Origin of the sequence: Herbaspirillum autotrophicum (assembly GCF_001189915.1) — a bacterium.
Taxonomy (GTDB): Bacteria; Pseudomonadota; Gammaproteobacteria; order Burkholderiales; family Burkholderiaceae_D; genus Herbaspirillum; species Herbaspirillum autotrophicum.
This window is the reverse complement of record NZ_LFLS01000049.1, coordinates 17879-30450: the sequence shown is the minus strand read 5'-3', so window position 1 is coordinate 30450 and position 12572 is coordinate 17879. Positions and strand designations below refer to the sequence as shown.

12 protein-coding genes and 1 pseudogene are annotated in these 12572 nt (G+C 56.0%); 7 read left to right on the top strand and 6 right to left on the bottom strand.

The genetic code is table 11. The annotated features are described in order from the left end of the window. Window positions 1–534: 534 nt before the first annotated feature. Window positions 535–2586 (bottom strand): EAL domain-containing protein, encoded by a 2052-nt coding sequence (locus tag AKL27_RS25135; RefSeq protein WP_083439287.1) that lies wholly within the window; start codon window positions 2584–2586, stop codon window positions 535–537. A 235-nt stretch (window positions 2587–2821) separates the two neighbouring features. On the opposite strand from AKL27_RS25135, the gene AKL27_RS25130 reads away from it, so the two are divergent. The 7 genes and pseudogenes from AKL27_RS25130 (at window position 2822) to AKL27_RS25100 (ending at window position 8010) form a co-directional block, all read left to right on the top strand. Continuing rightward, window positions 2822–3043 (top strand): hypothetical protein, encoded by a 222-nt coding sequence (locus tag AKL27_RS25130; RefSeq protein ID WP_050465632.1) that lies wholly within the window; start codon window positions 2822–2824, stop codon window positions 3041–3043. A gap of 207 nt (window positions 3044–3250) precedes the next feature. After that, window positions 3251–3733 (top strand): C40 family peptidase, encoded by a 483-nt coding sequence (locus AKL27_RS25125; RefSeq protein WP_232311101.1) that lies wholly within the window; start codon window positions 3251–3253, stop codon window positions 3731–3733. A gap of 180 nt (window positions 3734–3913) precedes the next feature. Further along, entirely contained in the window at window positions 3914–4936 is a 1023-nt protein-coding gene (gene trpS, locus AKL27_RS25120; RefSeq protein ID WP_050465631.1) for a tryptophan--tRNA ligase, read from the top strand. Between the two features lie 79 nt (window positions 4937–5015). Beyond that, window positions 5016–5627 (top strand): hypothetical protein, encoded by a 612-nt coding sequence (locus AKL27_RS25115; RefSeq protein ID WP_050465630.1) that lies wholly within the window; start codon window positions 5016–5018, stop codon window positions 5625–5627. Window positions 5628–5907: 280 nt separating this feature from the next. After that, a pseudogene (locus AKL27_RS25110) lies at window positions 5908–6654 on the top strand (YoaK family protein); the annotation flags it as partial. Window positions 6655–6902: 248 nt separating this feature from the next. Continuing rightward, a complete protein-coding gene (locus tag AKL27_RS25105) occupies window positions 6903–7268 on the top strand; it encodes a hypothetical protein (protein WP_050465628.1) in 366 nt (121 codons plus the stop codon). An 82-nt stretch (window positions 7269–7350) separates the two neighbouring features. Next, the gene (locus tag AKL27_RS25100) at window positions 7351–8010 is read left to right on the top strand and encodes a DUF2026 family protein (RefSeq protein WP_050465627.1); all 660 of its coding nucleotides are present in this window, start codon (window positions 7351–7353) and stop codon (window positions 8008–8010) included. 658 nt (window positions 8011–8668) lie between these two features. Here the strand turns inward: AKL27_RS25100 and AKL27_RS27995 are convergent. The 5 genes from AKL27_RS27995 to AKL27_RS25080 form a co-directional block, all read right to left on the bottom strand. Further along, window positions 8669–8839, bottom strand: a complete 171-nt coding sequence (locus tag AKL27_RS27995; RefSeq protein WP_157057094.1) for a hypothetical protein — start codon at window positions 8837–8839, stop codon at window positions 8669–8671. Window positions 8840–9231: 392 nt separating this feature from the next. Next, window positions 9232–9915 (bottom strand): DUF3299 domain-containing protein, encoded by a 684-nt coding sequence (locus tag AKL27_RS25095; RefSeq protein WP_050465626.1) that lies wholly within the window; start codon window positions 9913–9915, stop codon window positions 9232–9234. A gap of 4 nt (window positions 9916–9919) precedes the next feature. Next, window positions 9920–11182 (bottom strand): ABC transporter permease, encoded by a 1263-nt coding sequence (locus AKL27_RS25090; protein WP_050465624.1) that lies wholly within the window; start codon window positions 11180–11182, stop codon window positions 9920–9922. Further along, the gene (locus AKL27_RS25085) at window positions 11179–11889 is read right to left on the bottom strand and encodes an ABC transporter ATP-binding protein (RefSeq protein WP_050465623.1); all 711 of its coding nucleotides are present in this window, start codon (window positions 11887–11889) and stop codon (window positions 11179–11181) included. Before AKL27_RS25085 ends, AKL27_RS25090 begins: the two co-directional genes overlap by 4 nt. 10 nt (window positions 11890–11899) lie before the next feature. Beyond that, window positions 11900–12463, bottom strand: a complete 564-nt coding sequence (locus AKL27_RS25080) for a DUF2796 domain-containing protein (protein ID WP_050465622.1) — start codon at window positions 12461–12463, stop codon at window positions 11900–11902. Window positions 12464–12572 lie beyond the last annotated feature (109 nt).

Sequence of the window (12572 nt, the reverse complement as noted above, 5' to 3'; positions counted from 1 at the left end):
CTGCTATTCTCACACTCAGCGGGGTAAGGTCATCATCAGCTCAGCCTCTTCAACTGCAGATTTGTTGCAGGCGTTTCTCTTCAAAACCCGTTTTACAGCCGCTTTAACTCACCACATCTTCATCCAACGCAGTGTTTCATACTGATTCCGGCGCGATAGCACCGCTTGATTTTTAGCATTGCTCTATTTTTATCATTTCTGATCAGGCCAGCCTGGTTGCCTTCGAAATTCACCCTGCTATCTTGATGCAGTAATCCAAAGCGCTTTTTATACCTCTTGAGACTCACTTTTACGTTTCTTTCGTGTCAGTTTCATGTATTTCCCCGACAGGTCACTTCCTCTTGATTCCAATTTCGGCCGTGACTCAGTATTCGCAGCGTGCTGATATTGCGGTATGACTTCCTTCGGTAGCGATTTCTGCCAGATCTGCATGCCATTCCATAGTGAACGGCATGCAGATATAAAAACGCCGGCTCCAGGCCGGTGTTTTTTTATGTATTCATGTGAAGTGTCTGGCAGGAGCGTTGAGTGCGCTCAGCCTTCGCATCTCATGTGAGCTGCCACCGGACTCAAATCATCATCTCTGGACCAGGCATAATTCATTGCCTCTTTGGGCGGCATCGCCGCCGCAAAGTACCACCCCTGCACGACGTCTACGCCGCAATTCCTGACCAGTGCGAGTTGCTCGTCGGTTTCCACTCCTTCTGCCACGACTTTGTAGTCGAACGCTTTGAGTAGCCGGCACAATTCCACATACAGACGTGCGCCGCGTGAATTGACGTCACCGGTGACCAGGCTTTTATCGAGCTTGACGGTATCGATGCCGAGCTGGTGCAGCAGGGACAGATTGGAATAGCCGGTGCCGAAATCATCGATGGCCAGTTCAAAACCGCGCGTGCGCAGATTGTTGACGTTGTCTGCGAGATGCAGGAACTGGTCGGTAAAGGAGCTTTCCAGCATTTCCAGATTGAGACCAACTGAAGCGGTTTCCACTTTGCTGATGAGGGCACGCACCTTGTCGTCGGAGGAGAGGAAATCGGCTGTCAGGTTGAGGCTGACACGCGGTTCGAATCCTTGTTGTTTCCACGTCCGCAAGTCATCGAGCGCTTGTTTGATGACCCAGTTATCAACCGCATCCGAGTAGCCGGCATTTTGCAGTTTGTCGATGAATGCGGGACCGATGATTTTTCCATTCGGCATGCGCAAGCGCAGCAAGGCTTCAAAGCCATGGACCTTCATGGTTTTCATGCAGATTTGCGGCTGATACCATAATTCCAGCGTGCCGGAACTGATCAGGTTGATGGCCTCGGTCGCTTGTTTATGTACCTCCAGCGAACGTTTCTGCAGATGAATATAGCGCTCTTCGGTGGCGTCGAAAGTGGCTGCCTGCAGTGCCTCATCGGAAAAGATTTTCTTCAGTTTGTTTCTGATCGAGGCGCCGCTTTCGATACCCAGAAACGGATAGTAAATCGCCGTGCCTACTCCCAGCATCAGCAGCTGAAACAGTATGGTGAGCAAGCTGCCGCCACCGGCTTCATAAGCGTTGATGCCGACCGGCAGCACCCAGTGCACGTTGGCTGCCAACGGGATCAGATGCAGCGAGGCGATGCCGTATGCCAGCAAAAAACCGACTACCGGATAAATGATGAAGGGAATGGCGAGATAGGGATTGAAAACGATTGGATAGCCGAAAATCAATAATTCATTGATGTTGAATAACTGTAGCGGCATCGATATTTTTGGAATCAGATTGTCGCGCTCGGCATGGCGCCGCAACAGCATGGCGAGCATCATCGACAGCGTGCCGCCGGCACCACCGAACAGGACAAACGTGTTGAGCAGACTGCCCATGGTGAAGTTGCCGCTGACGGTCTGATTCAGATCGTGTACCGACATCAGGGTCGAATAAACATATGTGCCATGAATGCCGAGCGTCCACAAAACATGGACCACGAACATGCGAATGCAGCCCTGGATGATTTGCGGCAATTGTGCAATGTAATCGCCGGGAATGCCGAGTTCGCGGATCACCAGTACGGAGACGAAGTGAAACACGAAGCTGCTGGCCAGCACCGTGATGATGGCCGGAATAATGGCGTTGACGCTGGATGTCAGCAGTGAACTGACGACAGTGTCTTTTACCAATGCGAAGCCCTGGCGTTGCACGGTACGCAGCAGGTAAATGGCAAACAAAGGAATGACGATGCTGTAGATGCTGGACATCGCTTGCACGATCACCAACGGCTGTTCGAGGCTCACCGGTGCCACAACGACACAAAAACTGATGCCGCTGATCAGTGCGCCAACCAGCGGATCGACTTTTTTGTAGCGCGCCAGGTTATAGCCGAGCAGGGCCGCAACGGTGTAAGGCAGAGCGATCCTGACTGGTGTCAGGATGTTCTGCATGATGTCGTAAATGCTGCCGGGATTGTTGCTGTAGTTGAACAAGGTCGAACCCAGTTCCAGTAACGACATGATCATGTAGACCGGCAATATGGCAATGAATGTTTCCCGCATCACCAGCAACAGATTGACTTGTCCCGGCCCCGCGAATCGTTTGCTGAAGAACGTGCTTATTCTTTTCATATTGGATGAGCGCAGCCGCAAAATGATTGCAGGGTGGAAAGAAATGGGCTGTTACCGATAGTGTTTTCGTCTTGGGTGTTCGTGTGAGTTTCTAACTCTATATCAGACATCTGTAACAGAGATGTTTTTTTCATCACGGCACGCGGCTATTTTTTGCTTTCCTGATTTTTTTGCGTGGAATATTTCCCGCCGGATTGTTTTTGATGGAAGACAACAACGATAGCTGTTATCGGCAATGGCGTTTGTTGTTCCGAGGCATTACATCCATGCCGGCAACACGACGAAAGCGGGGGAGCAAGAGCGCAATGCAACGCTGATGCCAGATGTTCAGCATGATTGGGCGATGCCGGGATTGCGGCAGAACGCAAAAATATTTTATGTTGAAGACAGCGTCAGCGCGCTTGACGCTTGGCATTCAGCGACTTTAAGCGCTGTTGGCGACCGCCGGCAGAATTGATATAAATAATTGTTAAAAAAACATCTCGTCCGTGAAACCTTGAGTAAATTCCACTGTCATTTCTTCTCTGCCTGCACATCGGTCAAACAGGGCGCGGCACGTTGCAGTTGATCAGCGCTTTGCGGTGCCGGTACGAATTTCCACACGGTATTTTTATGACAACCGGTCTCTGTTGCAAGCGGGGTCGGGCATTTTTCATGGGTTCTTATGCGTATAGCCATTTTCACCGGACTAGTTGTGTTCGTTGTATTTCAGTTTGCCGGTATGGCCGCTGCCGCTGAAACGCCATCAGAAACCAACCGCTTGCTGGCAGCAGAAGCAACCGACAGTTTGTCCAGTGGCATACGTTACAAATATGGCGGCAATAATCCCGCAGTCGGGCTCGATTGCAGTGCCTTCATCGCTTATCTGTTCAAGGAAGCAATCGGTGGCCGCCTGCCGCGCACGGCGAGTCAGATGAGCGAAATGGGCGACAAGGTGAGTCCGGATCGCATGCAGCCCGGTGACCTGGTCTTTTTTCGCAATGCCAGACGGGCGATTGCCCATGTCGGCATTTATATTGGTGACATGAAGTTCGTCCACGCGTCCCGCAAACATGGCGTGGTGCGCGAATCGAGTCTGACCACGCCCTATTGGAAGAATCATTTCAACGGCGTACGCCGCTTGTCGGACACCACGCCGCAGTCCTGATACCGCAGCGGCCAGCGGCATTGTCCCGGCAGGCAATGCGGTTCGGGATTGACAGATCCTTGCCGGGCCGACATTATCGCGTCTTGCCATTTGATAATGATCGGCAGCGTCGTCACGCACCCTCAGAACGCAGCGCGTTCCGGCTACGGCGCACACCGTCGATCAAGACCGGAAAATTACATGAACGCCTCCCGCAGCAGCGACCTCAAACCAATCATTCTTACCGGCGACCGTCCGACCGGACCGCTCCATCTGGGGCACTTCGTCGGCAGCCTGCGCAATCGCGTGACGTACCAAAGCACGTATCGCCAGTTCATCATGTTGGCCGATGCTCAGGCACTGACCGACAACATGAACGACACCAGCAAGGTGCATCGCAATGTGGTTGAGGTGGCGCTGGATTATCTGGCAGTCGGTATCGACCCGGCCCAATCGACGATTCTGATTCAGTCGCAGGTGCCGGAACTGGCCGAGCTGTCTTTCTATTACCTGAATCTGGTGACAGTGGCGCGGCTTGAGCGCAATCCCACGGTCAAGGAAGAAATCCGGTTGCGCGGTTTTGAGCGCGACATACCAGCCGGTTTCCTGACTTACCCGGCCAGCCAGGCGGCCGATATCTCGGCCTTCAAGGCGTCGCTGGTCCCGGTCGGCGAAGATCAGTTGCCCATGATCGAGCAGACCAATGAAATCGTGCGCCGTTTCAACCGCATGGCCGGACGTGACGTACTGGTCGAGGCGCAGGCGCTGGTGCCGGCTATCGGCCGGCTGCCGGGGATTGACGGCAAGGCCAAGATGAGCAAGTCGCTCGGCAACGTGATCAATCTCGGTGCCACCGCAGATGAAGTGCGCGCTGCGGTGAAAAAGGTCTACACCGATCCGTTGCACCTGCGCGTTGCTGACCCCGGACATCTGGAAGGCAACGTTGCCTTCATCTATCTCGATGCCTTCGATCCGGATCAGGAAGGTCTGGCCAGACTCAAGGAGCACTATGTTGCCGGCGGTCTGGCCGACAGCCTGGTAAAGGCGCGTCTGGAAACCTGCCTGCAGGATTTGCTGGAACCGATTCGTACGCGTCGGCAGGAGTTCGCGCAAGACCGGGCGCAAGTCATGCAAATGCTGAAAGAGGGTACCGAAAAGGCACGCGAAGTAGCAGCGCAAACCATGGCCGAAGTGAAAGACGTGCTGGGCCTGCGCTATTTCTGATACCCGGCGCGCGTGCATGTTCCGCGCATAAATCGCCACGGTGCTAGACTGGCTGCTCCCTTCCTGAAGAAAGCACACCATGTCTTTGCGCACAACATTGCTGATGTCGACAGCGGTCCTTGCCATCGCCTTGCCGATGCTGGCGGCGGCACAGAATTCGCCGCCGGTACGTATCCGGGGTACCGTCGAGGCGGCAGATGCTGCCAGCGTCCGGGTGCAGACCCGGGAAGGCAATCAGGTCACGCTGGCCATCGGCAGCGGCACGCGTTATTCGGCGGTCAAGGCGCTGGATCTGTCGGCCATTACCAGCGGCAGTTTTATCGGTACCGCCGGCAAGCCCGGTCCCAACGGCAGTGTTGAAGCGATTGAAGTGCTGGTGTTTCCCGAGGAAGCACGCGGCTCTGGCGAAGGGCATTATGACTGGGATTTGCTGCCCGGCAGCAGCATGACCAATGCCACGGTAGCGGCCGCGGTGTCAGGTAACAATGGCCGTGATCTGGATCTGGTGTATCAGGGCAAGAGCATCAAGGTACATGTACCGCAAGGCGTGCCGGTAGTCACGTTTGCGCTGGCGACGCAGCAGGATGTAAAACCCGGGCTGGCCGTATTCATCGTTGCCAGCCGTGTTGCCGATGGCATGAACGCAGCCCGTATCGTGGTGGAAAAAGATGGTGTCAAACCACCGATGTAATTGACATCGTGTTGCCGGCTGGTTTTCTTATGCCTGACGGGAATAAGCGAATGATTTCTTGATCCTTCCATGAGGACTGTTGCGGCTTTATAGTTGCGCTGTCTCCTCATTGACCTCCTGAAAGAAAGTTGGTGAGATTAAACCCGCATGGCGCGAGCCCGGCGGGTTTTTTTTGTGGTCGGCCGGATTGCTGGCGGCTGCAGCGACAGTGCCGGAGCGATCCCTTATACTGATTGCGTCGGGCGGTACGGAGCACGCCTTCATTTCAGGAAATCAGAGCATGTCTGTTGCTTATCTGCGCGAGCTGGCGGGGAAGAACCGGACCCATCAGGGCAACCGTCATCTGGCGTTCATTCTCTCGGCCATCGCCGGTGCCGTCAATGCCGGCGGCTTTCTGGCCGTCGGTCAATATACCTCGCACATGTCGGGCATCATTTCGGCGATGGCCGATCATCTGGCGCTGGGTTCGGTCACCCTGATGCTGGCAGGGGCGGCCTGCCTGTTCTTTTTCGGTGCCGGTGCCGCCACTTCGGCAGTCATGATCAACTGGTCCCGGCGTCGCCACCTGCATGCGGAATACGCCATGCCGCTGATGCTGGAGGCCTTGCTGTTGTTGGTGTTTGCCGTACTCGGCGGCAATATGGTGACCCATGAATGGTTATTCATCCCGGTCACGGTGATCTTGCTGTGCTTCGTCATGGGGCTGCAAAATGCCATGATCACCAAGCTGTCGCGGGCAGAAATCCGAACTACCCATGTCACCGGCATGGTGACCGACATCGGTATCGAGCTGGGGAAAATGATTTACTGGAACCGGCATGATTATCCGGAAGGCCGGGTGCACGCCGATATGGCCAAGCTGAAAAATCTGTCGAAGCTGGTATGCCTGTTTTTCCTGGGCGGATTTGTCGGTGCCCTGGGTTTCAAGCACATCGGCTTCGTTTTTGGCGTGCCGCTGGCCGGGACGCTGGTCTTGTTGGCACTGATACCGGTAATTGATGACTTGCGGCATCTTTTCCGACGCGATTGAGCCGGTTTTGGCGAGATCCTGCTTATACATTGGGCAATCTGTTGAAAATCCAGTCTGGACAAGGTATTGCGGACGCCGCAGACAAGTTGTCCACAGATCTGTTCACAGAAATTGTGGGTAAGCCGGGTGGCGATTTGAATTGCCTTGAGTGTGTCCGGGCGCGTACCATGACGCCATTCTGACTTTTTGCACCTCGGCAGGATGGCCGTTGGCGCCAGTTATCCCCCTTTATACGGAACACAGTAATGAATAATGATTTGACGAAAGATGAATTTGACGCGCTTGGTCAGGTCAGTCGCAATGAACATCGTGGTCGCGCCAGCGCCTGCGTGGCCAGAAATACCAAGCGTCTGACTGGTCTCAAGTTCATGGAGTTTTCCAAGGCCGGGCATTTGTCGCTGACCGACAAGGGCAAGCAAATCCTGTTCATTCACCGCTGTATCGAAGCCTTGCGGGCGCTGGCGGCAGATGTGCAGGCGCAGCCGGATGCCGATGTTGCGATCTTTCTCGGCCGCAAGGGCCATATCGCTCCGCGTGACGGCGCAGAAGGTTTTGATGTCACCCAACGTGGTCGTGAGTCACTGGCCGACATCGACGCCCAGAGCCGCTGAGGCGGTCGTCTGTACCTGATGGGTGGCCCGGCAGGCATCGATCAGGGCAGGCGGATATCGGCGGTTGTGAGAAAATACGCCGATGAAATCAACTCAACCACGTCAATCCGTCCGTCCGCTGATCCCGCTTGCTGATTACCAGCGCATCTTTCGCGTCATTCACTCGGTGCTCGACAGCGTCGATGCCAATATTCCGGCAGCCGCTTTTTTCTTCAGCGTCACGGCGGCGCAAATTCTCAAGAAATTTTACAAACTCAATGCCTACCCGGTAGCCGGTGCGGCGTTCTATCTGATCAGCCCCGATCACAGCGCTGCTTTGTCATTCGGCACGCTCGATGGCGACCAGGTCGATAGCAACAGCGAGGCATTTCATTGCTGGGTACAGGCCGATGGCTATGTGCTGGACTTCATGGCACCGGTTTATCAGGAATTGCTGGCGGCAGCCGGGCATACCTTGAACGTGCCGCGTCTGATGTTTCAGAAACCGCTGACGAGCATGGCAGCATCACCGAGCGCCTTGCATGTGCCCGGTGATTTCCGGCTGGAACCGAACCTGGCCTTGACCCGCGACCTGTTGCAACAATTCATGGGCAAGCCGGCCCTCAATAATTTATCGCAGGTATGTGTGGACTGGTATCAGAAACCACCGAAGCCGCTCGGCACCGATTTGAGCCTGCATGGCGAAGCCGGTGAAGAAGGCAAGATCCGCCTCAGCACATTGCAATTGAATGGTGCCTGGTAATCAGGCTGTGGCGATTTCAGGATTGTCTTGCAGGATGGCTGCGGCCGGATGGCGCGGGGGAGAGCGGTACGCCGGACGTTGAATCCGGCGTACCGTGCAATCATGCATATCGGTTGCATGTATCGCGAAAACAGAGACACGATAGCCGACCATTGTGACGATGATATGACACGTCGCCGTTTATTCCGGCAACGGGGCGCGCCTTGTTCTGGTGCGTCGGTATGCTGAGTGGCTGTCATGAAGGCGTCACAAGACCTCAATACAATACGCTGGTCTCCTCGAAATTATTTCGACTTACCTGCAACGTCATGACGTTGCAGGTTTTTTTTCGGGGATATCGCCTATGCCGGCCAGTGGCGTTGTAACCCGGCAAACGCACACGTCATGGAAGCCGCCTTCCTCCCTCCTGGCTTGTCCAGTCTCGCGGCGCGGGGTGCGCATGTCTTTCTTCCCCCTGCATTGCGCTCTTGCTGATGGTTCGTGCACATTGCCCAACAATGTGTTCGGATCGCAAATCTGATCAAAATCAACGACTTGAATCACTTCTTACGCGCTTATCCACAAGCTTGTTAACAAAATCCGTGGATAACTTGTTGCCGTGGATATTTCCCGTGCAGCGCCGCCCGGTTTTTTGCTCCCATCTGAAATCGCTGACGAATCAAACACTTGAATTGTTTTTCTTGCGCTTTTCCACATGCTTGTGCCCATCATGCGCAGACAACTTATACACAGCAGGCACGTTTGCAGCAGTACGCGCCCCGGCTTTCGGTTTTGATGCGGCGATGCAGATGTTGTCCGGAAGTGGCTGATCATTTTTGGTCGGAATCATAAATACGAACCGAATCAATGACTTGAATGAGTTCTCAGGTACTTATCCACAAGCTTGTTAACAAAATATAGGGATAACTACGCGATGCGAAAATTGGCATTTTCGGCGCCTGCACAATTATCCGTACGAATCAGAAATGGCAGATGAATCAAGGGCTTGGGCGAGTTCTCACACGCTTATCCACAGGCTTGACCACAAAATCCGGGGATAACTTATGCACAGCTTGCAAGAGCCCGGCGACGGTGGCCGGGAAGATTTGTCGGCGGCATACAGACGAAGTGAGGCACTTCCGGTGCATTTGTGACCGGAAGTGAAAATGGCAAACGAATCAATGACTTGGCGGGGTTCTCACAAGCTTGTCCACAAGCTTGTTAACAAAATGTGGGGATAACTCAGCGATCTTCGCCGGTGGTATAGGGTTCCAGCTTGACTGCTGCCATGCTGTAGCCGGCGCTGCCCATCATGGTATCGGAGCGATCCACTTTCAATACGCCGCTGATCCATACCGGGTCCATGGTGCGGATATCTTTGGCAGCCTTGGCGCTGCGCACGTGAATGACTTGATTGGACGGCGGTGGCGGGACATGGATGCAGGCGCCGAAGTAGGGCACCAGCAAGAATTCCCGGAGTGCATCGCCTTCGCGTTCGAGCGACACGACAAAGCCCGGAATGCGGATGGCGACGCCATCCATCTTGGGATCGATGGGCGCGCTCTGCCAATATTTCTTGGCTTTCTCCAGTGCTTCCATGGCGCGCGGATCGCCGTCATCCATCTTGTCCAGTTGCAGACCCTTGAACGGCTTCATCGGATCCCAATCTTTGGGAATCAGCGATTCCCACGCCACTTCCTGAAACTCGCCGGCCTTTTTTGCCGACGGTTGGTAAGGTGCGTTGGCATCGGCTTTCTGCTGCAACTTGTCGCCTACCTGATATTGCGCATGATCGGGGTTGGCGCTGGTGCTGACCGGCGCTGCAGCCGGCCTGGGTGGTGCGGCCGGGGAGGCGATCAGCCGCAGCGAGTAGCCGACCAGTAATCCGGCGGCAACGATGCCGCCTATCCAAACAATACTTTTCATGATGTCAAAGGCGTGGCGTCAAGCCATCCGCTAAGCTGAGCCGGTATGCGCGCATGCCCGGCAACAGGCTGGCGATGAATCCGGCGAAAATGATCCACAGCAGCAACTGTATCTCTGCAGGCGCTGGCAAGGTCGGGTGTAATGTTACGCCAAATTGCGCACTGAGCATGGGGCCCAGCGCAAACAGCGCCAGCGTCAGCAGCAGCAGACCGAGCAGGACGCCGGCCAGCATGACGCTCATGCCTTCCAGCGCCAGCAGCAGGAAGACGTCACGCGGACGGGCGCCGACCGAGCGCAGGATGGCCAGTTCACGTCGCCGCTCGCCGAGACTGGCCAGAATCGAGGACACCAACCCGGCGAGGCCGACCACCACCACCATCGCCGACACCACCAGCAAGGCATTCTCGCCAACCCCGACCACTTGCCACAACTCATCGAGCGCGACACCGGGCAATACCGCCATCAACGGTTCCGTGGTGTCGTCGGCAATGTCGCGTTGCAGGCGGAATACTTGCGCCCGGTTTTTCAATCCGACCAGAACGGCCGTGACGGTTTTCGGGGTCAAGTCGAATTTCCTGACCAGCGCCGCAGAAATCGACAGACCGGGCAAGCGGGCGCCACCTTCCCAATCCAGATGAATGGCTTGCATGCCATCCAGCCCGATATGGACGGTGCGATCCACCGGGGTGCCGGTGCGCGCCAGAATGCCGGTCACCACAAATGGTTTGTCGGCATGATCGTTGAGATGCATGCCGCCCATGCCGTGACTCAGCACGATGTGGTCGCCCACTTTGTAATGCAGACGTTGCGCGACTTCGGCGCCGAGCACGGTATCAAATACCGAAGCAAACGGCTGGCCTTCGTTCAATTGCAGTGGTTGCCCGGCACCGTAATGAAAATGCCTGAAGTAATCATTGTTGGTGGCCAGTACCGGAAAGCCGCGATGCGAATCACCCAGCGACAGCGGAATGGTCCACGCCACGGCCGGATTGGCGGCCAGCTTGCGGGCACTGTCCCACCCGATATTGTTGGTCGCGCCGCCAATGCGAAAGATCGCATACAGCATCAGCTGTACCGGGCTGGTGCGGGCGCCGACGACCAGATCGGTGCCGGATACCGATTGCGAAAAACCATCGCGCACTTCATGCCGCACCCGTTCAATACCGAGCAACATGGTGGTGGAGAGGGCGATTGCCAGCAGCATCAACCCCAGCGTGAAACGCCGGTTCCAGGCACTGCGTGCCGCCAGTCGCAGCAATAACTTCATGCTGCATCCTCCACCGCGGCGCGGTTGATCTGATCCAGTGCAATGCGGCGCGTAAAGCGTTCCGCCAGACGCAAGTCGTGGCTGACGAAAATCAGACTGGCACCGGCTTGTTCGCATTCATGTTGCACCAGATCGAGAAAGGCTTGCTGGCGATTGCTATCGAGCGCCGAGGTCGGTTCATCGGCCACCACGATTTCAGGTCTGCCGATCAGGGCGCGCGCTGCTGCCACGCGTTGCTGCTGACCGATGGAGAGTTGCGTCACCGGACGCGACCACAGCGCCGGCGCCAGATCGAGACTGCGCAGCAAGGATTCGGCGGCGCTGCGCAAATCCAGTCCTTGCGCCAGTACGCGCTGCTGGCGGTAAGCCGAAAACTGGCAGGGCAGCATCACGTTGTCCAGAATCGACAGGTAGGGAATCAGATTGAATTGCTGAAAAATGAAACCGATATGATCGACGCGGAAGCGATCGCGCCGCGCGGCCGGCAATTGTTGCAAGCTGCTCCCGAGAATGCTGACGCTGCCCTGGCCGGGCACGATGATGCCGCCGATCAATGCCAGCAAAGTGCTTTTGCCGCTGCCGCTGGGGCCGCTGACAAAGACATGTTCGCGCGCCGCCACCGAGAATTCATCGATGGTCAGCGTCGCCGCAGTGTGGCCGGGCCAGGCGAAAGAAATGTCGCGCAGGGCGATGGCGGCGTCGGTCATAGGGTGGTGCTTATGGCAAATTGAGTGTGCGGTTGTCGGGTGTCAGTGTAGCGGCGGATTGACGTTTGGGCGTCACGACTTGTACCGCAATGCGTTGAAATCCGCTGAAGCGCTTGAACAGGTTGACGTCAATCTCGCGCAGTTGCTCCGGGTGCTGGCAACGAAACGTGAAGTCGGCATCGAGATCGGCATGGCCGTCAGCCGTGGCATGGCCGGATGGCGTGGCATCGGCGGCAGCTTTTTCACCAAGCAGCAGCGGATCGATGCTGCCGGCATACAAACTCACCGCCGTCAGATTGCAGGTGGCGGCCGGCGAGGTGACGAACAATTTGCCGGCGGCGCGCAGATCGGCGCTCATGGCCCGCACCGCTTGCTTATCCTTGGCGCTGTTGGCGGCGTGTTCAAAGCCGACCAGATTGGCCAGCGGACTGTCCAGATGCAGGGACAAGGTATTGCCATCGAGCGCGACATCAAGCTGGCCGACGCCATGGACGTGAGCCTCATGCGCCGGGACGCTGGCGCTGAGCAATAGCAGGGTGCAGCCGATAAGACCGGCGCGGGTTCGAAGAGTCATGAAGGCAGCCTTTAGGGTGGGGAGCTATGTGGCAGAACGGCATTTTGCAGCGAATGACAGATTTCTGCGGTGTTTGTTACATCCTGCAACAGCGTTGCATTATAATGCG

Bases quoted from the DNA above. Each gene is read 5' to 3' on its own strand.
- AKL27_RS25135 (WP_083439287.1), bottom strand. From the start codon at position 2,586: ATGAAAAGAATAAGCACGTTCTTCAGCAAACGATTCGCGGGGCCGGGA.
- AKL27_RS25130 (WP_050465632.1), top strand. From the start codon at position 2,822: ATGGCGTTTGTTGTTCCGAGGCATTACATCCATGCCGGCAACACGACG.
- AKL27_RS25125 (WP_232311101.1), top strand. From the start codon at position 3,251: ATGCGTATAGCCATTTTCACCGGACTAGTTGTGTTCGTTGTATTTCAG.
- trpS (WP_050465631.1), top strand. From the start codon at position 3,914: ATGAACGCCTCCCGCAGCAGCGACCTCAAACCAATCATTCTTACCGGC.
- AKL27_RS25115 (WP_050465630.1), top strand. From the start codon at position 5,016: ATGTCTTTGCGCACAACATTGCTGATGTCGACAGCGGTCCTTGCCATC.
- AKL27_RS25105 (WP_050465628.1), top strand. From the start codon at position 6,903: ATGAATAATGATTTGACGAAAGATGAATTTGACGCGCTTGGTCAGGTC.
- AKL27_RS25100 (WP_050465627.1), top strand. From the start codon at position 7,351: ATGAAATCAACTCAACCACGTCAATCCGTCCGTCCGCTGATCCCGCTT.
- AKL27_RS27995 (WP_157057094.1), bottom strand. From the start codon at position 8,839: ATGATTCCGACCAAAAATGATCAGCCACTTCCGGACAACATCTGCATC.
- AKL27_RS25095 (WP_050465626.1), bottom strand. From the start codon at position 9,915: ATGAAAAGTATTGTTTGGATAGGCGGCATCGTTGCCGCCGGATTACTG.
- AKL27_RS25090 (WP_050465624.1), bottom strand. From the start codon at position 11,182: ATGAAGTTATTGCTGCGACTGGCGGCACGCAGTGCCTGGAACCGGCGT.
- AKL27_RS25085 (WP_050465623.1), bottom strand. From the start codon at position 11,889: ATGACCGACGCCGCCATCGCCCTGCGCGACATTTCTTTCGCCTGGCCC.
- AKL27_RS25080 (WP_050465622.1), bottom strand. From the start codon at position 12,463: ATGACTCTTCGAACCCGCGCCGGTCTTATCGGCTGCACCCTGCTATTG.